Below are 22610 nucleotides of genomic sequence, written 5' to 3' on the forward strand. Positions count from 1 at the left end.
GTGTGCCTCCTACACGCCGAGCCGGTCGGCGAGCCGGGCGCGATGCGCCGACGGCGGCCCCAGCAGCTGCTCGGCACTCTTGGCGCGCTTGTAGTACAGGTGTGCGTCGTGTTCCCAGGTGTAGCCGACGCCGCCGTGGTACTGGACCATCCCGGTGGCGGTGGTGAACGCCGCCGGGCCGAGGTAGGTCTGGGCCAGCGAGGCGGCGACCGGAAGCTCGGCGCGGTCCTGGTCGGCGGTCCACGCGGCGTAGCGCACCACCGACACCGCGTGCTCCCAGGCGCTGTACATGTCGGCGCAGCCGTGCTTGACGGCCTGGTAGGAGCCGATCGGACGGCCGAACTGGACCCGCACCTTCGCGTAGTCCACGGTCAGCTCCATCGCCCGTGCCAGCACGCCGGTCTGCTCGGCGGCGAGCGCGACGGCGGCGAGGTCGGCGACCAGGTCCACGGCGGCGGTGGCGTCGGTGGCCGCGAGCCGGCGGGCGGGGGTCGCGTCGAACTCCAGGCGTGCGACGCGGCGGGTCGGGTCGAGCCCGTTCAAGCGTGTGCGGGTGAGCCCGTCCGCCCCGGCGTCGACGGCGAACCAGCCCGGGCCGTCCGGGGTGCGCGCGACGACCAGCACGACGTCGGCGGTGTCGCCGGCGAGCACCGGGGTCTTGGTCCCGGTGAGCTCCCAGCGCCCGTCCCGCTCGGTGGCCGTGGTGGCACCGCCGGTGCGGTCCCACGCACCGCCGCGCTCGGCGACGGCCACGGTGCCGACCAGCTCACCCGCGGCCAGCCGGGGCAGCAGCTCGGTGCGGGCGGCGTCGTCGTCGAGGGCCAGCAGCGCGTCGGTCGCCAGCACCGCGGAGGCCAGGAACGGCACCGGGGTGAGCGCGCGGCCCAGCTCCTCGGCGACCACCGCCCGCTCCACGTGACCTGCTCCGGCACCGCCCAGCTCCTCGGGCACGACCAGCCCGAGCACACCCTGTGCCGCGAGCCCGGACCACACGGCCGGGTCGTGGCCGGGGCCCTCTTCCGGGCCGCCGTCCATGACGGCCCGCACCCGCTCGGAGGGCGCCTTGTCGGACAGGAACTTGCGCACCGCCGCGCGCAGGTCCTCCTGCTCGGCGTCGAGGACGAGCTTCACCGGTCTCCCTCCCGTCGCTGGGTGCCCACCGCGAGCTCACGGAACGGGACGTCCCGGTCGACCTGCGGCTCCTTCGGCAGGCCGAGGATGCGCTCGCCGATGATGCCGCGCTGGATCTCGTTGGTGCCGCCGGCGATGCTCGACGACGGCGCGGCGTTGATCGCGATCGCGAGCTCGGTGCCGCGCTCGTCGTCGGGGTCCCAGGCGACCGCGTCGGCGCCGGCAAGCTCGCCGGCGACCTCGATGGCGCGGCGCAGCTGCAGCGCCCCGGCCAGCTTCGCCACCGACCCGCGGGCACCCGGGGGCCGGCCCGCGGTGGCCTCCTGGCGCATGCGGGCGTTGAACAGCTCGAGCGCGCGCTCGTGCGCGTAGAGCTCGGCGAGCCGCTCGCGGGCGCCCGGGTCCCGGTCGGCCCCGGTGCGCCGGGCCAGCTCGACGAGCCGGGCGAACTCCAGCGGGTTGCTCTTCGCCTTGCCCCGGCCGCCGATCGAGACCCGCTCGTGGCCGAGCATGGTCACCGCGGCCTGCCAGCCCCGGCCGACCTCGCCGATCACGTTCTGCGCCGGGATCTCGACGTCGTCGAAGTAGACCTCGTTGAACGGCGCGCGCCCGGACATGTCCTTCAGCGGACGCACGGTGACCCCGGGAGCGTGCATGTCGACGATGAACATGGTCAGGCCGGCGTGCTTGGGCCGGTCCGGGTCGGTGCGCGCGAGCAGCGCGCCGTAGTCGGCGAACTGGGCGTTGGTCGTCCACACCTTCTGGCCGTTGACCACCCAGCGGTCACCGTCGAGGACCGCGCGGGCCTGCAGGCTGGCGACGTCGGAGCCGGCGCCGGGCTCGGAGAACAGCTGGCACCAGATCTCCTCGCCGCGCAGCAGCGGTGGCAGGTAGCGCTCGCGCTGCTCGGTCGTGCCGAGGTCGACGATCGTCGGCCCGCACATCCCCATCCCGATCATGAACGGGTAGAGCGGCAGGTCGAACGCGGCGGCCTCGTCGGCGAAGACCTGCTGCTCGGCCTGGCCGAGCCCCTGCCCGCCGACCTCCTTCGGCCAGGTGATGCCGGAGTAGCCGGCGTCGTAGAGCGCGGCCTGGAACTCACGGGCCCGGCGCAGGTGCTCCTCGGGCGTCGGCCCGGCGACCGGGCCGGGGGCGTGCGCACCGAGCCAGGCACGGAGCGCGCTGCGATAGTCCTGCGTCGCAGCGTTCTCGGTCTCGTCGACCGCGGTCATGCGCGGCTCCCTCCACATCGACGGGGGCGGTGGCGACCGAACTTACCGATCAATCGTTAAGTGCACAACGATCGGCCCGGGGCCGCGCCGTCGGCTGTGTCACGGGGACCGGGATCGGTCATGCTGTCGCGGTGAGCAGTGCACCCGCCGAGCGGAACGGCACCGGCCCGCCCCCACGCGGCGGTGGCCGGGACGCCATCACCGCGGCCGCCCGCGAGAGCTTCGCCGAGCGCGGCTACCACGGCACCTCCATCCGGGACATCGCCCGCCGGGCCGGGCTGTCCCTCTCGGCGCTCTACTACTGGCACCCCAGCAAGCAGCACCTGCTCGCCGCGCTGATCGAGGAGAGCACCCACGACTACTTCCAGCGCTGCGACGACGCCCTGCGCGGCACCGGTGACGACCCGGTGGACCGCCTGGACGCGCTCGTGCGCGTGACCGTCGAGTACCGGGTGGCGCGCCAGGTGGAGAGCAACATCTCCACCCTGGAGTGGCGCAACCTCGAACCGGAGAACCGGGAGCGGCTCGAGGGGCTGCGCCGCTCGGCCACCCGGCTGTGGGCCGACATCATCGCCGACGGCGTCGCGCGCGGGGCGTTCCACATCCAGCACCCCGACGACGCCCGGCGGGCGATCGTCGCCGCCTGCAACGCGATCGCCCAGTGGTACGAGCCCGGCGGCGACATCACGCTGCCGCAGCTGGCCGAGCGCTACGCCGCGATCGCGCTGCGGATCGTCGACCACCGGGCATGAGCGCCTCGGTTCTGCGCGGGCGCCGGGGCACATGATCAGAAAGTGGTGCAGGACAGGTGCCGGATCCGGCATCTGACTCACACGACTCGCTGATCATGCCGCTGCCGGGTGCGCGGCTCACGAGGCGACCGTCAGGCCGGCTCCGGGTGGCCGGCCGGCGCGGTGTGCCCGGCCGGGCGCCTGCTCAGGACCCGGCGCAGCCGCGGTTCGGGCACGGCCTCGACGGTCGCCGCCAGCACGGCCTCGGTCCGGGACCGCGCGACGTCGTCGCCGATGCCGAGCACCGCGGCGACCCGCTGCGCGAGATCGGCCGGCGCCAGGTCCGCCGGCACCTGCCCGGGCGCGGCGAGCGGCCGGTACAGGGCCTCGCCCAGCGGTTCGGGCAGCCGCGCCGCGAGCTCGTCCGCCTCGTCGGCGTCGAGCCGCGTGGCGAGCACCCCGAGAACGGCCCGCGCGGCCGCCTCGGCCGCGGCGAGGTTCGCGAAACCGCCGCGCCGGCGGAGGTCGATCAGGAACTCGTACGCCGTCATGGTCGCCACTCCCCGAGGTTGCGAATGCTCACGTGATTCCCGGTGCCGCCCTCGCGAAACGTGTGACGAGCCGGTGCAGATCGGGGGTGTGGGCACCCCGGGATGACGGGTAGTCTGCAGGTGACCGCGCAGTTCCAGCAGCGGGACCTCGCACCACCGATTCCTTTTCCCACCCCGCCCGTAAAGGGGACCCGCCATGGCCAGGATCATTTCCCGGATGCGTTTCATCGTGCACGACATCAACCGCTGCCACGCCCGTATGTACGGCCGTCGAGGCTGACGGAGCCGGGCCCGGGAACCGGTCCGTGACCCGGACCGGTTCTCAGCGGCCGACGTAACGGGGTGCGCGCTTCTCCAGGAACGCGCGCACGCCCTCCCGGTGGTCCTCGGTGCCGAACAGCTCACCGAGGGTGCTGCTCACCCAGCGGCCCAGCTCGGTCCAGTCCGGGTCGAGGCTGCGGCGCAGCCCGCGCTTGAGGGCGGCGACGGCGAGCGGCGGCTTGGCCGCGATCGTCCGGGCCCGCTCGAGCGCCGTGGGCAGCAGGGCGTCGTCGTCGACGACCCGCCCGACCAGGCCGATCCGTTCCGCCTGCTCGGCGTCGATCACCTCGCCGGTGAACAGCAGCTCCGCGGCCCGTTCCCGGCCGACCAGCTGGGCCAGCCGGGCGATCCCGGCGACGTCGCTGCACAGGCCCCGCTCGACGAACAGCTCGCCGAACCGGGCCCGCCGGCCCGCGACCCGCAGGTCGGCCATCAGCGCCAGCTCCATCCCCCACCCGACGGCCGGGCCGTTCACCGCGGCGATCACCGGGACGTCGGTCCCCAGCAGCGCGCCGGCGGCCGGGGTGAGCCGCGGGGCCGGGCGCGGCGGCGCGTCCTCGCCACCGCCCATGAGCTCCCGCACGTCGTCGCCGGAGCAGAACGAGCGGCCGGCCCCGGTCACCACGAGCACCCGGGCGGTCGTCGTGCGCACCAGCTCGGTGAGCTCGTCGTAGGTGCGCCTGCGCAGCGCGTTGTGCACCTCGGGCCGGTCCAATGTGATCAGTCCGATGTGGCCGTCGACCTCGTACCGGACGTCCTGCTCGGTCATGCCCGCCCTCCCCGGACCTCGGCGGCCACCGGGCCGCGCAGGTCGCGCTTGAGCACCTTCCCGCTCGGGGTCCGCGGCAGTGGCTCGGTGCGGAACACCACGTGCGCGGGCACCGCGAACGACGCTAGCCGCTCGCCGACGTGCGCACGCAGCCGTGCGGCCACGTCCGGACCGGGTGTGCCGGACCGCAGGTGCACCACGGCGACGGCCTCCTCCCCCAGCGACTCGTGCGGAACCCCGACGATCGCCACGTCACCGACGGCCGGGTGCTCGAACAGCGCGGCCTCCACCTCGGCGCAGTAGATGTTCTCCCCGCCGCGGATCACGACGTCCTTCATCCGGTCCACGACGACGACCAGTCCGCCGTCCACCCGGCCCAGATCTCCGGTGTGGAACCAGCCGTCGGTGAACGCCGCCGCCGTCGCCTCCGGGTCGTTCCAGTAGCCGCGGACGATGTTCGGGCCTCGGAACCACAGCTCCCCGACCGCGCCCGCGGGTACGTCCGCACCGCTCCCCGGGTCGACGACGCGGACGTCGGTCCCGGGCATCGGGCGCCCGACGCTGTCCGGCCGGGCGACGTAGTCCGCGCCGCTGTGGGAGACCACGGCCGAGGTCGTCTCGGTGAGCCCGTAGCCGTTCGCCGGGGTCACCAGCGAGGCGAGCCCGGCGTCGATGCGCCCGATCAGCTCCGGCGGCACGGGGCTGCCGCCCATGCTGATCCCGGCCAGCGTCGGCACCTGCCCCGGGTCGGCGCTCGCGTCCTCGACGAGCTCGCGCATCACGGTCGGCACCCCGGACACCGCGGTCAGCGACTCGCGGCGGATCAGCTCCAGCGCCTCCGCCCGGTCCCACCGGTACTGCGTGACGAGCCTGCCGCCGGTGTGCGGGGTGTAGCAGAGGCTGGTGATGCCCGCGATGTGGAACAGCGGGAACGTGCACAGCCCGCCCGGCTGCGGAGCGTCCGGGTCGACCGGCGGGGGTTCGCCGCCGTTCGCGATCGCGGCGCCCACGTACGCGCCGAGCCGGGTGTTGCGGACGTTCGTGCAGTGGTTGCGGTGGCTGCCGATCGCGCCCTTGGGCCGCCCGGTGGTGCCGGAGGTGTAGAGAATGGTGGCGTCGTCGTCGGGGTGCACGTCGGCGTCGGGCACGGCTGCGTCCGGGTCGAGGCCGGCGAGCAGGTCGGCCCAGGGGCGGGCGCCCGGCGCCGGTCGTTCGCCACCGCGCACCTCGATGAGCGGGACCCCGGAGAGCTGTGGGGCGATCAGGGCGGCGCGCTCGGCGTCGGCCACCACCAGCCGCGCCCCGGAGTCGGCGAGGGCGTAGCCGAGCTCGGCGGCCGTCCACCACGCGTTGAGCGGCACCACGACCAGACCCACGACCTGTGCCGCGTAGAAGATCGGCGACCACTCCGGGTGGTTGCGCATCGTCACGGCCACGCGGTCACCCTTGACCAGCCCGTACTCCCCCGTCAGGCAGCGGGCGAGCCCGGCGACCTGCCGCAGGTGCTCGGCGTAGGTCCAGCGCTCGTCGCCGTACACCAGGTAGGGCAGCTCGCCGAACGCGACGGTGTCGAGCAGGATCTCGCGCAGCGTCTGCGGGCCCCTGGCGTAGACCCGCATCGGGATGCCGCGGACCTCCCGCTCGACGACCTCGAACTCCGCCCCCGGTGCGGTGAACCGGGCGGTCAGCGCCGCCCTCGGGCTCACCGCGGCTTCACTCCCGGGCGCGCTCATGCCGCGAACGCCAGGTCGAGGCCGGGCGCGGGCCAGTCCAGTGCGTACAGGATCCCGCGGCCGGAGGAGGTGACCCAGGCGGTGCGCGACCCGGCGCCGGCGAAGCAGATGTTGGTGACGAACGGGTCGGGCTCGGGCACCGGGACCTGCCGCAGCAGCGTGCCGTCCGGTGCGAGCACGCTGACCGCGCCGGTCACCAGCGTGGCGACGCAGACGTTGCCGTCCCCGTCGACGGCCAACGAGTCCAGCAACTGGTAGCCGGCGAACCCGTGCAGCAACCGTGCCCCTCCGGCACCGAGGCCGTCCGCCGCGGAGGCGGTCCGACCCGGACCGGTGACGTCCCAGCACCACACCCGCCCCGGGCCGGTCTCGGCGACGTACACCCGGGAGCCGTCCGGGGAGAGGCCGACCCCGTTGGGCTGCACGAGCGGGTGCACCACCTCGGTGATCGACGAGCCGTCCGGGCGCGCGTAGTACAGGGCACCGGTGTCGCCGTCGCGGGCGCGGCTCTTGCCCAGGTCGGTGAACCAGAACCCGCCGTCGGCGTCGAACACGATGTCGTTGGGGCCCCGCAGCGGTCGGCCGTCGCAGGAGGTGTAGAGGTCGGTGACCGTGCCCGCGTCCGGGCCGTCGAGCACCACCCGCTGGATCCGCCCGCCGATGTAGTCCGGGGGCTGGTGGCCGGGCGCGGTGATCCCGTCCCGGTCGTGCCAGACGAAGCCGCCGTTGTTGCAGACGTAGGCCGCGCCGTCCGGGCCGATGGCGGCGCCGTTGGGCCCGCCGCCCAGCTCGGCGACGACCTCGACCCGGCCGTCCGGCGCCACGCGGGACAGCGTGCCGCGCCGGATCTCGACGAGCAGGACGCTGCCGTCGCGCAGCGCGATCGGTCCTTCGGGGAACTGCAGCCCGGTGGCGATCGTGCGCATCGGGATGCTCGTCGTGGTGTCCGTGGTGGAATCGGAGACGACCATGCTCCAGCCCTTCGTCGACGGTGACGGTCGGATGCTGATAGCTGAACGATCGTTAAGGGACGCTACGAGCGGGGCACCGTGGTGTCAACGCCCGCCCGCAGCCGTTCCCGCAGATCCCGCTTGAGCACCTTCCCGACCGTGTTGCGCGGCAGCTCGTCCACGACCACCACCTCGCGCGGGCACTTGTAGCCGGCCAGCTGCCCGGCGCAGTGCTCCCGGATCTCCGCCTCGGTCGGCGCCCGGCCGGACACCGGCTCGACCACGGCGACCACCCGCTCGCCCCACACCTCGTCGGGTGCGCCGACGACCGCGGCGGCGGCGACCGCGGGGTGCTGGTGCAGCACCTCCTCGACCTCGCGCGAGTACACGTTCTCCCCGCCGGTGAGGATCATGTCCTTCATCCGGTCGACGATGTAGAAGTAGCCCTCGGCGTCGCGGCGGGCGAGGTCGCCGGTGTGGAACCAGCCGTCGCGGAACGCCTCGGCGGTCGCGTCCGGCCGGTTGCGGTAGCCGGCACACACCTGGTCGCCGCGGACCACCAGCTCGCCCACCTCGTCGTCCGCGCAGTCCGCACCGGTCTCGTCGAGGACCCGCACGGCCGAGAGCGCCATCGGCCGCCCCACCGACGCCAGCAGCTCGGTGCGCCCCTCGGCCGCCGCCAGGAGGTCCTCGGGGACGTGCACGAGCACGTTGCCGGCCAGCTCGGTCATCCCGAACCCGGTCTGGAACCCCGCGTTCGGGAAGCGGCGCATCGCCGCGCGCAGCGTCGTCACCGGCATCGGCGCGGAGCCGTAGCCGATGCGGGTGATCGACGAGGTGTCGTGGGCCTCCAGGGCCGGGTGCCGCAGCAGCAGCGCGAGCATCGTCGGCGCCACGGTCGTGCTGGTCACCCGGTGGCGCTCGACGGCCGCCAGGAAGGACTCGGGGTCGTAGCGGCGCAGCAGCACCACGGTGTCCGCGCCCAGGTGCGCCACGGGCACCGCGTACCCGGCGATGTGGCACAGCGGCCACGGACACAGCGAGACCACCTGTTCCTCCTCACGGCGGGTCCAGCTCACGCCCGCGTTGAGGACGGCGGCGGTGACCGAGCGGTGGGTGAGCACCGCGCCCTTGGCCCGGCCGGTGGTGCCCGAGGTGTAGAGCAGCCAGGCGGGGGTGTCCTCGTCGGGCGGTTCCGGTTCGGTCTCCGGGCATCCGTCGAGCAGGTCGGCGAACTCGCCGGCGTCCTCGGCCGGGCCGTCGACGGTGACGACCGTGCGGATCGAGCCGACGATCTCCGTTGCGGCGCGGGCGGTGTCGAGGAACTGCTGCTCGGTGAGCAGCACCGTCGGCGTCGCGTCCGCGAGCAGATCGACGACCTCCCGCGGCGCCAGCCGGTAGTTGACGAACACGAGCGTCATCCCGGCCAGCGGGACGCCGTAGTAGGCGAGCACGTACTCCGGGTTGTTCTCGGTGAGCACGGCGATCCGGTCGCCGGGCTCGGCGACCCCGCGCAGTCCGTGCGCGAGCCGGCAGACGTCGGCGTACAGCTGCTGGTAGGTCCACGTCCGGTCCTCGAACACGAGGGCGGTCGTCTCGGGCGCCCGCATCGCGGCGAACGCCACCACGTCACTGATCCTCATCGATCCTCCGTGGTTCTCTCGGGTGCGGCGGCTCGCGCTATGTGCCGGGCTGGGAGAGGTACCGGGGGTTCGCCACGGTGAGCCGGTCGGTCACCGCGGCCCGCACGGCCGCGAGCAACGCCGGATCGTCCGCGTCGAGCACGCCGGCGCGGATCGCCGCGGCCAGGCCCGCCTGGTCGTCCCGGGCGAACGCGGCGAGCCGCTCGCGGTGCCGACGCTCCAGCTCGGGCCCCAGCAGCAGCTCCCGTTCGACGCCGTCGAGGGTGTTGGCCCCGACGCGGGCGAGGAAGTTCAGCCGCCCCTGCGTGGCGGCCATGACGTCCTCGCGCAGGAACATCGCGACCGCGGCGACGAGCTCGGCGGCGGTGGGCCGCCCCTGCAGGTCCGAGCCGGGTGCCGGGTCCGGGGTCCGCACCGGGGCGTCCGGCACGCCGAGTGCGAGCAGCAGGTCGTGCTCCTGCTCGCACACCCGCCGCCCGATCGCGGCGAGCTCCACCGACGGCGTCTGCCCGGACAGGTGCCGCTCGGCCATGCCCCGGCAGCCGACCGCCCAGCGGGCGGTGCCGTAGACCTGCCACCAGCGCACGGCCTCCGGGTCGGGGCGGTGCCCGGCAACCTCGGCGTAGCCGTCGAGCAGCTGCTCCACGGTGCCGAACCCGCCCGCGGGCAGCGGCGACCCGAACCGCCAGCACTTGACGCACAGCCAGCCGAGGTCCTCGCGCGGGTCGCCGCGGTGCACGACCTCCCAGTCGAGCACGGCCCGCAGCCCGCCCGGATCGATGATCAGGTTGCCGGTGCGGAAGTCGCCGTGCACGACCGTCTCGGGCACCGGATCGGGCCGGTGCCGCTCGAGCCACTTCAGCGCGATCTCGATCGTCGGCAGCGGTTCGCCGAGCGCGTCGTACGTCGCGCGCAGCTCCTCGAGCGGGTCCGTGGCGACCGGTTCCGGCAGCGTCGCGACCGGGACGGCGTGGATCCGGGCGAGGGTGCGGCCGAGCTCGGCGGCCATGCCCTCGCGGGCCGTGGCGTACTGCGGGTCGCGCAGCAGCCGCCGAGCGATCGTCTCCCCGTCGACGTGCTCGCTGATCAGGTACGGCGAGCCGAGCGTGGCCGCGTCGGTGCCGCTGTCGAGCAGCCGTGGCACCGGCACCCCGGCATCGTGGGCGCCGGCGATGGCGGCGGCCTCCCGGGCCATCCCGTCCGGGCGGCCCGCGCCCGGCGGGTCGCGGCGCAGCACGAGCCGCCGCTCCTGTCCGGTCGCCGATCGGGCGGTGAACGACCAGGTCTCCCGGCTGGCTCCGCCGGTGAGCCGGGTGGGCATGGCCACCGAGACCTCGGTGCCCAGCACCTCGGTGAGCCGCCGGCCCAGCAGGCGGGCCAGCACGGCGGGGTCGGCCGCGTCGACCGGGTGATCGTCGAGCACCGGGCCGGGCTGCGCGGGCCCGGGCTGCGCCGGGCCGAACTGCATCGAGCCGGACTGCATGGTCATCGTCTGTCCCTCCCCCGGGCTGCTACCGCTGCGCGCCCACCATGTCCAGCGCGAGCCGCTGGTAGCGACGGACGACCTCGGCGCGGCTCAGCCGGCCCCGCGGCGAGTACCAGCCGGCCACCCCGGTACACATCACCACGATCGCCCGGGCGGCCTCCTCCGGCAGCGGCGTGCCGAACACCCCGGCCGCCACCCCGTCGGCGATCACGCCGTCGAACATCCGCTGCTGCTCGGCGCGCTTGGCCCGGTGCGGGCCGCGCACCGGCTCCTCCAGCGCCCGCAGCTCGCTGGTACCCAGCAGCGTGCCGCGCTGGTCCTCCAGGTGGAACAGCACCTGGACCTCGACCAGGGCCCGCAGCCGGTCCACCGGGTCCGGGCCCGCGGCCGCGAGGGCGGTCCGGGTGCGGTCCAGCAGCGCCTCGATCCCCCGCTCCATGATCGTGACGAGGACCTGCTGCTTGGAGGGGAAGTGGTGGTAGAGCGCGGCCGGGCTCACCCCCGCCCGCACGGCGATCTCCCGGACCGAGGTGCCGTGGTAGCCGTGCTCGGCCATCACCGCGATCGCCGCGTCCAGGAGGCCGGCCTCGCCCGGCGGGGCCGTGCGTCCCTCGCCGCGCGGGGCGGTTCGCGGGGGTCGGCTCAGACTCGCCACGCGGCCACCTCCTGTCGGCATCCGGTCGGAACGGGTCGGACAGATTATCTGGGCGCGCGGCCGTCACTTGATCGCCAGCGGGTTGATCGGGGAGCCGAGCGCGCGCCGGAACTTGATCGGCGGGGCGGCGAGGAAGAACTCGTGGCGCCCGTCCGCGGCGCAGTCCTCGGCGAGCTCCTCGAGGTCGAGCATCTCGCCCAGCGTCATGCCCATGTCCCGGATCAGGACCATGTGCACCGGCAGCGTCTCGCCCGTCACCTCACCGGGGAGCACCTCGATCGCCCAGTTGTCCGAGCAGACCGCGGCGACGTCGCGGGCGTGCAGCCACGCGCAGCAGTCGAGCCCCAGGCCCGGCTCCCCGGCCATGAACGATGCCGCGTCGCCGTCGGCGAGGAACTTGCGCCGCCAGCCGGTGCGGACCGCGACGACGTCACCCGGGCGCACCTCGGTGCCCTGGGCGGCGAGCGCGGCGTCCAGCTCGTCCGGGGTGATCGCCTCGCCGGCCTCGAGCCAGTCGACACCGCGGTGCCGGGCGACGTCGATCAGCACGCCGCGCCCGGCGATCCCCTTGGCCTGGTGCTCGATCGAGAGGTGCTTGACGCCGTGCGGGGTGATGTCCGAGGCGGGGAACCCGTTGTAGAGCTGCTCGTCGTAGTAGACGTGGGCCAGCCCGTCCCACTGGGTCGCGCTCTGCAGCGGCATGAACACGTAGTCGTCGGCGTAGTGGAACGCGCCCGGGTAGTGGTCCTGGTCCGCGCCCGTCTCGGACAGCAGCAGCACCGGGTTGATCCGGCCGCCGCCCGGCTGCGGGCCGCCCGGGCCGAACGGGATGCCCAGGTCGAACACCGCGCCCGTCCGGATCAGCCCGGCCGCGGCGACGATCCGGTCCGGCGTGAGCAGGTTCGTGGTGCCACGCTCGTCGGGCTGCCCGTCGGTGTCCCAGCGGCCCCAGTTCGACAGCCGCCGGCCCAGCTCCCGGAAGTCGGTGCCGCCTTCCTCCGCTGCCATCAGCGCACCTTGCGCGGACCCGCGAAGCCGAACAGGTAGCCCGCGACCTTGCGCATCTGGATCTCCTCGGCGCCCTCGGTGATGCGGTAGCGGCGGTGGTGGCGGTAGATGTGCTCGAACGGCGTGTGCCGGGAGTAACCGAGACCGCCGTGCACCTGCATGGCCCGGTCGGCCGCGTCGCAGACGAACCGGTTGGCCCGGTAGTTGCACATCGAGACGCGGTCGCTGATCTCCATGTGCGGCACCCGGTCGAGCTCCCACGCGGTCTTGCGGACCAGGCCGCGCAGCATCTCGGCCTCGGTCTGCAGTTCCACCAGCGGCCACTGGATCGCCTGCTGCGTCGCGAGCGCCTTGCCGAACGTCACCCGTTCGCGGGCGTAGGCCACGCTGCGGTCGATGCAGAACTGGCCTGCCCCGACGCCGGAGGCGGCTTGGCGGATCCGGTTCTCGTGCACGAAGGTCTGGGCGACGGCCAGGCCCTCACCCTCCTCGCCGAAGATCGCCGAGTCCGGCACCCGGACGTCGCGGATGGTGACCTCGGCGTGGTCGGTGGGCATGTTGAACGTCCACCAGTGGAAGTCCACCGAGAAGCCGGGGCTCTCGGTCGGGACGAAGAACGCCGTGATCCCGCGGGCGTCGCCCGGCTCACCCGAGGTGCGGGCGAACACCACGTCGTGCGTGGCCGAGTGCATGCCGGAGTTGAACCGCTTGGCCCCGTTGAGGATCCAGTCGTCGCCGTCGCGGACGCCGGTGGTCTCCATCCAGGTGGCGTCGCTGCCGTGCTCGGGCTCGGTGAGCCCGAACCCGATCCGCTTGGTGCGCGAGAGCATCGGCTCGAGGAACTCCTCGCGCTGCTCGGCGGTGCCGTACTCCAGGACCATGTGCACGAACGGGAAGTTGCCGACGACCGACGACTCGTTCTGCAGGTCGTTGTGCAGGCCCAGGCCCTTGTGGGCCAGGTGCTCGCGGATCACCGCCATGTCCAGGTTGGACCCGTCGGAGCCACCGACCTCCTTCGGCAGCCCGTAGCGCAGCCAGCCCGCGGCGTCGGCGCGCCGGAACATCTCGCCGAGCAGCTCCTCCCACTCGCGGCGCGGCACCCCGCCGTTCTCGAAGTCGGTGCGGGCGTACTCGCGGCGGTGGTCGAAGAACCGCTGGTTGTCGTCCTGCTCCTGCAACGGCCGGATCTCCCGCTCGACGAACTCGTCGAGCTCGGCGAGCCGCCGGGTCAGCTCCTCCGGGAGTGCGAAGTCCACGGTGACCTCCTTAACGATCGTTCAGCCAGCATGGCATCGTGACGGCGACGACGAAAGAGGAACGAAGGGGTGGGACGCGTGCGGGCAGCTCAGGTCGAGCGGCCGGACGGGCCGGAGGCGGTCGAGATCGGGGAGGTCCCCGACCCGGTCCGGCGCGAGGGCGACGTGCTCGTGGAGGTACGAGCCGCCGGCGTCAACTTCCCCGACCTCCTGCTCACCCAGGACCGCTACCAGTACAAGCCGGAGGTCCCGTTCGTCCTCGGCGGCGAGTTCGCCGGCGTCGTACGGGAGGCCCCCGCAGGCTCGGAGTTCTCCCCCGGCGACCGGGTGGCCGGGTCGAGCACCGTCGGAGCCTTCGCGGAACTCGTGACGGCACCGGCGTCGAGCGTGTTCCCGCTGCCGGAGTCGGTCGGGTTCGACGCCGCGGCGTGCATCCCGATGAACTACCTGACGATGACGTTCGCCCTGATCACCCGGGGCGGCCTCCGCGACGGCGAGACGGTCCTCGTCCACGGCGCCGCGGGTGGCATCGGGACCGCCACCATCCAGCTCGCCGCCGCCCTCGGAGCCCGGGTCGTCTCGGTGGTCTCCACGCCGGAGAAGGCGGAGTTCGTGCGCTCGGTGGGCTCGCACGAGGCCGTGCTCGCCGACGGCTTCAAGGATGCGGTTCGGGAGCTCACCGGCGGCGCGGGCGTCGACATGGTCGTCGACCCGGTCGGCGGTGACCGCCTCACCGACTCCCTGCGCTGCCTCGCCCCGCTCGGCCGGCTGCTGGTCCTCGGGTTCACCGCGGGCGACATCCCGACGGTGCGGGTGAACCGCCTGCTGCTGAACAACATCGACGTGCGCGGCGTCGGCTGGGGCGCCTTCGCCGGGCCCCGCCCGGGATACCTGCGCCAGGAGTGGGACCGGCTCCTGCCGTTCGTGGCGTCCGGGGCCGTCGCGCCACCGGTCACGGCCACCTACCCGCTCGAGGAGGCGGGCGCGGCGGTCGCCCGGCTGGGCGAGCGGAGTGTGCTCGGGAAGGTCGTCGTCACGCCGTAGCCGACACCGCCCGGGCTCTAGTCAACTTAACGATCGTTCACCTAGCATCGTGGCGTCCCGCAGCGTGGCAGGAGGGTGCGATGCACGAGATCCGCTACGAGGTGGCCGACGGCGTCGCCACCCTGACCATCGACCGGCCGGACAAGCGCGGCGCGATGACCTACGCGATGCTCGACGAGTTCACCGCCCGCGTCGGGCAGGCCGGTGCCGACGACGGGGTGCGCGTCCTGCTGGTCACCGGCACGCCGGGCAGCTTCTGCGCCGGCATCGACCTCGCCGACCTGGCGAGCCGGGACCCGGACCATCGGGGCCGCGGGGACGGGGCCGCCGAGGTGCCGTCGCTCGTCGGCTGCCCGAAACCGGTGATCGCCGCCGTCGACGGGATGGCGGTCGGCATGGGAGCCGAGTTCGCCACCCAGGCCGACCTGCGCGTGATCTCGCCCCGGGCCCGGTTCCGCTGGAACTTCGTGCACCGCGGACTGGTCTCCGACACCGGCGCCGGGACCTGGCTGCTACCGCGCCAGATCGGCACCGGCCCGGCACTGCGGCTGCTCTACACCGGCGAGGACCTCGACGCCGACCGGGCGCTCGCGCTCGGCTTCGCCACCGAGGTCGTCGCCCCCGACGAGCTGCCGGCCGCCGCCGACCGGCTCGCCCGCACGATCGCGGCGGCGTCGCCGTTCGCGCTGGCACGCACCAAGACGCTCGTGCAGGGCGGGGCGGGCACGGACCTGCGGTCGCACGTCGGCGCCACGCAAGTCGCCCTGGCCGAGTGCTTCACCTCCGCCGACCATGCGGAGGGAGTGGCCGCGTTCTTGGAGAAACGACCCGCCCGGTTCACCGGCCGTTGAGCGCCGGTGGACAGTGCGGAGCGCACCGAACCCCCGGAGAGGATCGACATGAGCGAGCAGAACGGCAGTGACACGCAGTGCGGCGACCGGGTGCGGGTCACCGTCACCGACGGCGTCGCCGACGTCCGGCTCTCCCGCCCCGACAAGCGCAACGCGCTGGACCCGGCCATGTTCGCCGGGCTGGTCACCACGGGCGAGCGGCTGCGGGCCGACCCGGCGGTGCGCGTGGTCGTGCTCTCCGGGGAGGGGCCGGACTTCTGCGCGGGGCTGGACTTCGGCTCGTTCCGGGCGATGGAGTCCGGGGAACGGCTGTCGGCGACCGCGCAGCTGCCGCCCTCGGACGGCCCGGCGCAGGCCACCGGCCAGCGGGCGGCGCACGTGTGGGCCGAGCTACCGGTCCCGGTGATCGCCGCGGTGCGCGGCAACGCGCTCGGCGGCGGGCTGCAGATCGCGCTGGGCGCCGACATCCGCATCGTCGCCCCGGACGCCCGGCTCTCGGTGATGGAGGTCGCGTGGGGGCTGATCCCCGACATGACCGGCACCCAGGTGCTGCCCGAGCTCGTCGGCCGCGACGTCGCGAAGGAGCTCACACTGACCGGCCGCACGATCGACGGCACCGAGGCGGCCCGGATCGGGCTGGCCACCCGGACCGACGCCGACCCGCTCGCCGCCGCGCTCACGCTCGCCCGCGAGATCGCCGGGCGGAACCCGCACGCCGTGCGCGCGGCCAAGCGGCTGCTGGACCAGGCCGGACGGGTCGATCTCGCGACCGGCTTCGCCGCCGAGCAGACCGAGATCGGCGCCCTGATCGGCAGCCCGAACCAGGTCGAGGCCGTCACGGCCAACTTCGCGAAGCGGGCGCCGGTGTTCGAGGAGGTGTCATGAAGGAAGACGGGGCCACCGCGCTCGCCGCGGCCCGCCGGATGTCGCACGGCGAGCAGCTGGCCCGCTGGGCCCGGCTGTCCCCGGACGCGATCGCGTTCCAGTTCGAGGGCGAGCGGCGCAGCTACGCCGCGCTGGACGAGCGGGTCACCCGGCTGGCACGGGCGCTGGCCGACCGGGGCGTCGGACGCGGCGACCGGGTCGCGGTGCTCATGCAGAACTGCCTGGAGCTGGTGGAGGCGTACTTCGCGGCCTGCCGGCTCGGCGCGATCGCGGTGCCGGTGAACTTCCGGCTGGTCGCCGACGAGGTCGCCGTCATCCTCGCCGACGCCGACGTCGCCGCGCTGGTCGTCGACGCCGAGCTGGCCGCGGTCGGCGCGGCGGCCCGCGGCGCGGCACCGGACCTGCGCACGGTGCTCGCGACCGGCGGCGCGGAGGCGACACCCGGACTCGGCGCCGAGTCCTACGAGGACGCCCTCGGCGCGGCGGACCCGGCCCCGCTCGTCATCGACGTGCCCGAGGACGACCCGGCGTTCCTCATGTACACCTCGGGCACCACCGGACGCCCCAAGGGCGCCGTGCTGACCCACCAGAACCTGGTCAGCAACAGCATCAACGTCGCGCTCACCCAGGGCATCAAGGACCCGGACGAGGTGTGGCTCTCGGGCCTGCCGCTGTTCCACATCGGCGGGCTCAACGGCATCCTGTTCCACCTGCTCGTCGGCGGCCGGTCGATCATCACCCGCTCCGGCGGGTTCGACGCGGCCGAGGTCGTGGACCTGATGGAGCGCGAACGCGTCACCGGGTGCTACTTCGTGCCGACCCAGTGGAAGGCGATCTGCGAGCTGCCCGGCATCGGCGAGCGGGACCTCCCGCTGCGGCGGATGTCCTGGGGTGCGTCGGTGGCGCCGCCGTCGGTCCTCCACGCGATGGCCGACACCTTCCCCGGCGTGCCGAACTACAACATGTTCGGCCAGACCGAGATGAGCTCGGTGACCTGTGTACTGCGCGGCGAGGACGCGGTCGCCAAGATGGGCTCGGTCGGCACGCCGATCATCAGCGTGGAGGCCCGGATCGTCGACGGGCAGATGCGCGACGTCCCGCGCGGCGAGGTCGGCGAGATCGTCTACCGGGGGCCGACGGTCATGCGGGAGTACTGGCGCAACCCCGACGCCACCGCGGCCGCGTTCGCCGGCGGCTGGTTCCACTCCGGCGACCTGTGCGTGATGGACCCCGACGGCTTCATCACCGTCGTCGACCGGCTCAAGGACATGATCGTCTCCGGCGGGGAGAACATCTACTGCGCCGAGGTGGAGGCCGCGATCGACGCCCACCCGAAGGTCGCCGAGGTGGCCGTGGTGGGCATGCCGCACGAGCGGTGGGTGGAGACGCCGCGCGCGGTCGTCGTCCCGGCCGACCCGGCCGATCCGCCGACGCTCGACGAGATCGTGGAGCACTGCCGCACCCGGCTCGCGTCGTACAAGAAGCCGACGTCGCTGCGGGTCGTCGACGCGCTGCCGCGCACGGCGTCGGGGAAGGTGCAGAAGTTCCGGCTGCGCGACTGAGGGCGCCCAGCGGCGCCCACCGGCCGGGGCCTACCGGTCCTCGAACTCCGCGGGCCGCTTCTCCAGGAAGGCGGCCACGGCCTCGGCCTGGTCGGCCGTGAACGTGGTGGCGATCTGGGTGCTGTTCTCCAGCGCGAGCCCGGCGGCCAGGCTGCCGACCTCGAGCTGGCCCCACATGACGTCCTTGGTCATCCGGACGCCGAACGGGCTGTTGGCCAGGATCTCCCGGGCCGTGTCCAGCGCCGACGCGCGCAGCTCGTCGTCCCCGACGACGCGTGAGACCAGCCCGATCCGGTCGGCCTCGGCCGCGTCGATCACCCGCCCGGTGAGCAGCAGCTCGAACGCCCGCGACGCGCCGATCAGCCGGGGCAGCAGCCAACTGACCCCGATGTCACAACCGGACAGTCCGATCCGGACGAACGCGTCACCGAACCGCGCCGACGCCCCGGCGATCCGCACGTCCGAGGCCAGCGCCAGGGCCAGGCCGCCGCCCGCGGCGGGCCCGTTGACCGCGGCGACGACCGGCTGCGGCAGCCCGCGCAGCGCGGTGACGAGCGCGGCGATCCGCTTCTGCAGCCACATCCGGTCCTGCGCGGAACGTCCGGCGCTCGCCTCGGCGTCCCCGTGCCGCTCGACCAGGTCCAGCCCGGCGCAGAAACCCCGCCCCCGGCCGGTCAGCACGACCACCCGGCAGCTGCGGTCCCCGGCGAGCCGGGCCAGCTCGGCGTGCAGGTCCTCCAGCAGCTCCGGGGAGATCGCGTTGAGCCGCTCCGGGCGGTCCAGCTCCAGCAGCCGGATCCCCTGCTCGATCTCCGTCACCCGCACCGTCGCCGTCACGGTCTCACCCCTCCCGTCCCGTGGATCCGCGCCGCCGCCTGCGGAACAGCGACTCCTGGGTGATGCTCGCCCGCAGCACGCCGTCCGGGGTGGACAGCGAGCCGGTGTACCAGCCGCGCCCGCCGCCGGTGGTGCGGCCGACCAGGTCCATCAGCATCCACTGGTCCATCCGGGACGGCCGGTGGAACCACAGCGCGTGGTCGAGGCTGGCGCTCGGTTCGTGGATCTCGCTCGTCAGCGGCAGCAGCCCGGTCATGATGTCCGACAGGTAGGTCAGCACGGCCGCGTGCAGCAGGTCGTCGTCGGGCAGCGGTTCGGTGCAGCGGGACCAGAACCGGGTCGGCCAGGGGCCCCCGTGCGGCTGCGGCGGTTGCCGTCCCTCGAACCCGAGCAGCCGGGGCAGGTCGAACGGTGCCGACTCCGCCGGCGCGGGCACGTCCGGGACGGGATCGACCTGGTGGTCCAGGCCGTCCTCCGGGGTCTGGAACGACGCCGACAGGGTGAACACGACCCGGTCGTCCTGCTCGGCCACCACGCGCCGGGACGAGAACGAGCGCCCGTCCCGGTCCCGCTCGACGCGCAGCAGCATGGGACGTCCGGTGTCGCCGCTGCGCAGGAAGTAGCCGTGCAGCGAGTGCGGCGGCCGACCGTCCGGCACGGTCCGGCCGGCGGCCAGCAACGCCTGCGCGGCGACCTGGCCGCCGTAGAGCGGGTACCGCTCGTCGAACACGGTGGGCGCGCGGAAGCCGTCCCGCCCGGCGGGCTCGAGGTCGAGCAGCTCGAGCAGTGAGACGTCCGCCGGGGCGGGGAGCCGTCGGACGGTCATCTCGGCAGCCGGGCGGGCGGTCGTCGCGGGCCGGCGGTCAGCCCGCGGCCGCCGCTGCGGCGGCCGGGGCGAGCGCGTCGGTGAGCCGGCCGCGGATGAGCCCGGCGGCCTCCTCGACGATCCGCGTGACCAGCTCGTCGCAGGTGGGGATGTCGGTGATGAGGCCCTGGACCATCCCGGCCGACCAGATGCCCGCGTCGAGGTCGCCGGTCTCGTAGACACCGACGCCACGGGCGCCCGCGACGAGCTCCTGGATGTCGGCGAACTCCGCGCCGTCCTCCAGCCGGGCGACGACCTCGCGGCTGACCTCGTTGTCGGCCACCCGGGCGGTGTTGCGCAGCTGCCGGAAGATCAGCTGGGTGTCCCGCTCACCGGCCTCGACGAGCCGGTCCTTGACGTTCTGGTGGATGCCGGACTCGGCGGTCGCCATGAACCGGGTGCCCATGTTGATGCCGTCCGCACCGAGGGCCAGCGCCGCGACGAGGCCGCGGGCGTCGGCGAAGCCGCCGGAGGCGATCATCGGGATGGAGAGCTTGTCCGCGGCGGCCGGGATCAGCACCAGGCCGGGGATGTCGTCCTCACCCGGGTGGCCTGCGCACTCGAAGCCGTCGATGCTGACCGCGTCGACACCGATCGACTCCGCCTTGACCGCGTGCCGCACGCTCGTGCACTTGTGGATCACCTTGATCCCGTGCGCGTGGAAGTGCTCCAGGTGCTCGGTCGGGTTCGACCCGGCGGTCTCCACGAACGGCACCCCGGCGTCGATGATCGCCTGCCGGTACTCGGCGTACGGCGGCGGGTTGATCGCCGGGAGGATCGTCAGGTTGACGCCGAACGGCCGGTCGGTGAGCTCGCGGCAGCGCGCGATCTCCTTCGCCAGGTCGTCCGGGGTCGGCTGGGTCAGTGCCGTGATGAACCCGAGCGCACCGGCGTTCGCGACCGCCGCCACGAGCGGGGCCCGGCCGACCCACTGCATGCCACCCTGGACGACCGGGTGATCGATGCCGAATTCCTCGGTGAACCGCGTCCTGATCACGCGCACTCCCAACTTAACGACCGTTCGGGAATTCAGGATCACCGGCGACCGGCACCGATGTCAATCGAGCGTGCTGCCGGTCACCGCCGCGACGCCTGCCCACCCACCTGCCCGGCGACGACGAACAGCTCGGTGGCGATGCGCACGAGCTCGTCCCGGCCGACCGGCACCGTGCCGTCGAGCCACCGGACGAGCAGCTCGCTGAACCCGCCGACCAGGAAGGTCGCCACTGCGCGGTGCGCGGCCCCGGGGTCGTCCCGGGCCGACTCGGTGGCCACCAGCTCGGCGATCCCCATCGCCACCTCGGCCCGCCTGCGCTGCAGCCCGTCGTGGCCCCGCCCCTCCTCGTAGAGCACCCGGGCCCGGCGCCGGTCGGAGTCGACGAAGTCCGCGGTCGAGGCGACGGTCGCGCGGACCCGGGCGAGCGGGTCGGCACCCGCCCCGGCGACCGCGGCGTCGACCTGCACCCGCAGCTCCGCCACGACCCCGTCGAACACCGCGACCACGAGCTCGTCGAGGCCACGGAAGCTCTCGTAGAAGTAGCGGGCGTTGAGCCGGGCGTGGGCACAGACCCCGCGCACCGTCACCCCGGCCAGCCCGTCCGCGCCCAGCAGTTCGAACCCGGCCCGGACCAGCAGGCGCCTGCGCTCCGCGGTCCGGTCGGACGGCGGCACGCCCGCCCACCGGGTGGTTCGGGTCTCGTCGGGGCCTGGCGACACGGGCGACCATAACCTACGGTGTTTGGTAACGACCGTTACCAAAATGGAGGCGTCGTGGTCGCCTGCCCGGGCCCCGCCGACCCGGCCGACGCCGCCTGCACCTCCTACACCGCACGATCGCCGTGGAGCCGCAGATGACCGACTGGACCGCCGTCGCCACCGAGCTGGCCGAGGAGTTCGCCCCGCGCGCCGCCGCGGTCGACCGGGAGGGGCGCTTCCCCGTCGAGAACATCGAACGCATGCAGGAGGCCGGCTACCTGTCGTCGGTGGTGCCCGTCGAGCTCGGCGGCGGCGGCGCCGACCTGGCGACCTTCGCCGCCTGCCAGCAGATCATCGCCGGGGCGTGCGCCTCGACCGCGCTGGCCACCAACATGCACCTGTTCGGGATCGGCGCCGCGGCCGAGGGCTGGCACGCGGGCGAGCGGGCCGGCGAGCCGATCCTGCAGGCCGTCGCGGGCGGCACCGTCGTCGGCGGCAGCCTCACCGACGCCGCGACCGGGCTCAACGTCCGGACCTCGTCGACACCCGCCCGCCCGGTGGAGGGCGGCTACGTCGTCTCCGGGCGCAAGTCGTTCTGCTCGCTGGCGCCTGCCCTGCAGTTCTTCTGGGGCACCGCAGCCGACACCGAGACCGGCGCGCTGCTGCTGTTCGGGCTGCCCCGCGAGACGCCCGGCCTGTCGTTCGTGGACACCTGGGACACCATGTCGATGCGGGGCACCGGATCGTGGGACGTCCTGTTCGACGACGTGTTCGTCCCCGCGCAGGCGGTGCAGCGCGGGACGGCCCCCGGCGAGGAGCTGGTCTGGGACGCGGAGCGGGAGCGGCCGTTCGCCTGGTTCGCGGTCTCGGTGGCGGCCGTGTACCTCGGGATCGCCCGCGCGGCCACCCGGCTCACCTACGAGCGGGCCCGCACCCGCACGGTCACCGGGGCCGCGCTGCCGACGGCCCACCGGCCCGACCAGGTGTACGGGGCCGCCGAGATCGAGCTCGCGCTGCGCCCGGCCGAGGCGATGCTCCGCGACACGATCGCCCGTCGCGCGGCGGGCGAGGTGCTGCCGCCGGAGGACCTGCAGGCCCTCAAACACGTGGCGGTGGCCGCGGCGAGCTCGGCCGTCGACCGGTGCGTACGGATGGTCGGCGGGCACGGCATCTTCCGGACGCTGCCGCTGGAGCGGCACTACCGCGACGTGCGGGCCGGGCAGTTCCACCCGCCGTCGCCGGACACGGCGGCCGAGACCATCGGCAAGGCGGTGCTCGGGATCGACCTGGGGGCGACCCCGCGATGGCCTGCGGAGTGAGGCGGGCGCCGGACGCCGCCGGGAGGGCCGCAGCGGCTGGTCGCCGAGCTCCGGATGCGATCCGGCAACGGTCCGCGACCGCGGTC

21 protein-coding genes are annotated in these 22610 nt (G+C 74.0%); 6 read left to right on the plus strand and 15 right to left on the minus strand.

Going from position 1 to position 22610, the window contains the following annotated elements; genetic code table 11:
- Positions 1 to 9: 9 nt before the first annotated feature.
- Both BM093_RS18525 and BM093_RS18530 read right to left on the minus strand, forming a co-directional pair.
- Positions 10 to 1131 (minus strand): acyl-CoA dehydrogenase family protein, encoded by a 1122-nt coding sequence (locus BM093_RS18525; RefSeq protein ID WP_093345450.1) that lies wholly within the window; start codon positions 1129 to 1131, stop codon positions 10 to 12.
- Positions 1128 to 2363 (minus strand): acyl-CoA dehydrogenase family protein, encoded by a 1236-nt coding sequence (locus BM093_RS18530; RefSeq protein WP_093345455.1) that lies wholly within the window; start codon positions 2361 to 2363, stop codon positions 1128 to 1130. Before BM093_RS18530 ends, BM093_RS18525 begins: the two co-directional genes overlap by 4 nt.
- A gap of 131 nt (positions 2364 to 2494) precedes the next feature.
- Here BM093_RS18530 and BM093_RS18535 point away from each other — a divergent pair, with 131 nt between their 5' ends.
- The gene (locus tag BM093_RS18535) at positions 2495 to 3115 is read left to right on the plus strand and encodes a TetR/AcrR family transcriptional regulator (RefSeq protein ID WP_093345460.1); all 621 of its coding nucleotides are present in this window, start codon (positions 2495 to 2497) and stop codon (positions 3113 to 3115) included.
- Positions 3116 to 3246: 131 nt separating this feature from the next.
- Here BM093_RS18535 and BM093_RS36050 read toward each other — a convergent pair whose 3' ends face one another.
- From BM093_RS36050 to BM093_RS18580, 9 genes are all read right to left on the minus strand, one after another.
- Positions 3247 to 3645 carry a DUF2267 domain-containing protein gene (locus tag BM093_RS36050; protein WP_177238565.1) on the minus strand — a complete coding sequence of 133 codons (399 nt, stop codon included), beginning with the start codon at positions 3643 to 3645 and terminating at the stop codon, positions 3247 to 3249.
- A 322-nt stretch (positions 3646 to 3967) separates the two neighbouring features.
- On the minus strand, positions 3968 to 4735 hold the full coding sequence (locus BM093_RS18545) for an enoyl-CoA hydratase/isomerase family protein (RefSeq protein ID WP_093345470.1): 768 nt from the start codon (positions 4733 to 4735) through the stop codon (positions 3968 to 3970).
- The gene (locus BM093_RS18550; protein ID WP_177238566.1) at positions 4732 to 6441 is read right to left on the minus strand and encodes a class I adenylate-forming enzyme family protein; all 1710 of its coding nucleotides are present in this window, start codon (positions 6439 to 6441) and stop codon (positions 4732 to 4734) included. The genes BM093_RS18545 and BM093_RS18550 overlap by 4 nt, the downstream gene beginning before the upstream one ends.
- Positions 6442 to 6464: 23 nt before the next feature.
- Positions 6465 to 7439 carry an SMP-30/gluconolactonase/LRE family protein gene (locus tag BM093_RS18555; RefSeq protein WP_245773619.1) on the minus strand — a complete coding sequence of 325 codons (975 nt, stop codon included), beginning with the start codon at positions 7437 to 7439 and terminating at the stop codon, positions 6465 to 6467.
- Positions 7440 to 7501: 62 nt separating this feature from the next.
- Positions 7502 to 9061: a long-chain-fatty-acid--CoA ligase gene (locus BM093_RS18560; protein ID WP_093345478.1), complete on the minus strand. Its 1560-nt coding sequence runs from the start codon at positions 9059 to 9061 to the stop codon at positions 7502 to 7504.
- A 37-nt stretch (positions 9062 to 9098) separates the two neighbouring features.
- Positions 9099 to 10550, minus strand: a complete 1452-nt coding sequence (locus BM093_RS18565; RefSeq protein ID WP_245773620.1) for a phosphotransferase family protein — start codon at positions 10548 to 10550, stop codon at positions 9099 to 9101.
- A gap of 22 nt (positions 10551 to 10572) precedes the next feature.
- Entirely contained in the window at positions 10573 to 11202 is a 630-nt protein-coding gene (locus BM093_RS18570) for a TetR/AcrR family transcriptional regulator (RefSeq protein WP_218162823.1), read from the minus strand.
- Positions 11203 to 11265: 63 nt separating this feature from the next.
- Positions 11266 to 12210: a cyclase family protein gene (locus BM093_RS18575; protein ID WP_093345488.1), complete on the minus strand. Its 945-nt coding sequence runs from the start codon at positions 12208 to 12210 to the stop codon at positions 11266 to 11268.
- Positions 12210 to 13466, minus strand: a complete 1257-nt coding sequence (locus BM093_RS18580; RefSeq protein WP_093345493.1) for an acyl-CoA dehydrogenase family protein — start codon at positions 13464 to 13466, stop codon at positions 12210 to 12212. The genes BM093_RS18575 and BM093_RS18580 overlap by 1 nt, the downstream gene beginning before the upstream one ends.
- 78 nt (positions 13467 to 13544) lie before the next feature.
- On the opposite strand from BM093_RS18580, the gene BM093_RS18585 reads away from it, so the two are divergent.
- The 4 genes from BM093_RS18585 to BM093_RS18600 all read left to right on the plus strand — a co-directional run bounded on the left by BM093_RS18585 (position 13545) and on the right by BM093_RS18600 (position 17808).
- Positions 13545 to 14510 carry an NADPH:quinone oxidoreductase family protein gene (locus BM093_RS18585; RefSeq protein ID WP_093345497.1) on the plus strand — a complete coding sequence of 322 codons (966 nt, stop codon included), beginning with the start codon at positions 13545 to 13547 and terminating at the stop codon, positions 14508 to 14510.
- 80 nt (positions 14511 to 14590) lie between these two features.
- Positions 14591 to 15361 (plus strand): enoyl-CoA hydratase/isomerase family protein, encoded by a 771-nt coding sequence (locus BM093_RS18590; RefSeq protein WP_093345502.1) that lies wholly within the window; start codon positions 14591 to 14593, stop codon positions 15359 to 15361.
- A 48-nt stretch (positions 15362 to 15409) separates the two neighbouring features.
- Positions 15410 to 16246, plus strand: coding sequence for a crotonase/enoyl-CoA hydratase family protein (locus tag BM093_RS18595; RefSeq protein ID WP_093345823.1), 837 nt, complete (start codon positions 15410 to 15412; stop codon positions 16244 to 16246).
- Complete coding sequence (locus tag BM093_RS18600) at positions 16243 to 17808, plus strand: long-chain-fatty-acid--CoA ligase (RefSeq protein WP_245773621.1); 1566 nt, start codon at positions 16243 to 16245, stop codon at positions 17806 to 17808. Before BM093_RS18595 ends, BM093_RS18600 begins: the two co-directional genes overlap by 4 nt.
- A 30-nt stretch (positions 17809 to 17838) precedes the next feature.
- Here BM093_RS18600 and BM093_RS18605 read toward each other — a convergent pair whose 3' ends face one another.
- The 4 genes from BM093_RS18605 to BM093_RS18620 all read right to left on the minus strand — a co-directional run bounded on the left by BM093_RS18605 (position 17839) and on the right by BM093_RS18620 (position 21181).
- Positions 17839 to 18645, minus strand: coding sequence for an enoyl-CoA hydratase/isomerase family protein (locus BM093_RS18605; protein WP_218162824.1), 807 nt, complete (start codon positions 18643 to 18645; stop codon positions 17839 to 17841).
- Positions 18646 to 18649: 4 nt separating this feature from the next.
- Entirely contained in the window at positions 18650 to 19471 is an 822-nt protein-coding gene (locus BM093_RS18610) for an acyl-CoA thioesterase (RefSeq protein ID WP_093345507.1), read from the minus strand.
- A 37-nt stretch (positions 19472 to 19508) separates the two neighbouring features.
- Entirely contained in the window at positions 19509 to 20507 is a 999-nt protein-coding gene (locus BM093_RS18615) for an NAD(P)H-dependent flavin oxidoreductase (RefSeq protein ID WP_093345838.1), read from the minus strand.
- 80 nt (positions 20508 to 20587) lie between these two features.
- Complete coding sequence (locus tag BM093_RS18620; protein WP_093345512.1) at positions 20588 to 21181, minus strand: TetR/AcrR family transcriptional regulator; 594 nt, start codon at positions 21179 to 21181, stop codon at positions 20588 to 20590.
- A 179-nt stretch (positions 21182 to 21360) separates the two neighbouring features.
- Between BM093_RS18620 and BM093_RS18625 the strand changes: the two genes are divergently transcribed.
- Positions 21361 to 22524, plus strand: a complete 1164-nt coding sequence (locus BM093_RS18625; protein ID WP_143105429.1) for an acyl-CoA dehydrogenase family protein — start codon at positions 21361 to 21363, stop codon at positions 22522 to 22524.
- Positions 22525 to 22610 lie beyond the last annotated feature (86 nt).

Origin of the sequence: Pseudonocardia ammonioxydans (assembly GCF_900115005.1) — a bacterium.
In the GTDB taxonomy this organism is placed as follows: Bacteria; Actinomycetota; Actinomycetes; order Mycobacteriales; family Pseudonocardiaceae; genus Pseudonocardia; species Pseudonocardia ammonioxydans.

Excerpts from the sequence above, each read along its gene's own strand:
- BM093_RS18530 (WP_093345455.1), bottom strand. The coding sequence starts at position 2,363 with ATGACCGCGGTCGACGAGACCGAGAACGCTGCGACGCAGGACTATCGC.
- BM093_RS36050 (WP_177238565.1), bottom strand. The coding sequence starts at position 3,645 with ATGACGGCGTACGAGTTCCTGATCGACCTCCGCCGGCGCGGCGGTTTC.
- BM093_RS18545 (WP_093345470.1), bottom strand. The coding sequence starts at position 4,735 with ATGACCGAGCAGGACGTCCGGTACGAGGTCGACGGCCACATCGGACTG.
- BM093_RS18555 (WP_245773619.1), bottom strand. The coding sequence starts at position 7,439 with ATGGTCGTCTCCGATTCCACCACGGACACCACGACGAGCATCCCGATG.
- BM093_RS18560 (WP_093345478.1), bottom strand. The coding sequence starts at position 9,061 with ATGAGGATCAGTGACGTGGTGGCGTTCGCCGCGATGCGGGCGCCCGAG.
- BM093_RS18565 (WP_245773620.1), bottom strand. The coding sequence starts at position 10,550 with ATGACCATGCAGTCCGGCTCGATGCAGTTCGGCCCGGCGCAGCCCGGG.
- BM093_RS18575 (WP_093345488.1), bottom strand. The coding sequence starts at position 12,210 with ATGGCAGCGGAGGAAGGCGGCACCGACTTCCGGGAGCTGGGCCGGCGG.
- BM093_RS18590 (WP_093345502.1), top strand. The coding sequence starts at position 14,591 with ATGCACGAGATCCGCTACGAGGTGGCCGACGGCGTCGCCACCCTGACC.
- BM093_RS18595 (WP_093345823.1), top strand. The coding sequence starts at position 15,410 with ATGAGCGAGCAGAACGGCAGTGACACGCAGTGCGGCGACCGGGTGCGG.
- BM093_RS18600 (WP_245773621.1), top strand. The coding sequence starts at position 16,243 with ATGAAGGAAGACGGGGCCACCGCGCTCGCCGCGGCCCGCCGGATGTCG.
- BM093_RS18610 (WP_093345507.1), bottom strand. The coding sequence starts at position 19,471 with ATGACCGTCCGACGGCTCCCCGCCCCGGCGGACGTCTCACTGCTCGAG.
- BM093_RS18625 (WP_143105429.1), top strand. The coding sequence starts at position 21,361 with ATGACCGACTGGACCGCCGTCGCCACCGAGCTGGCCGAGGAGTTCGCC.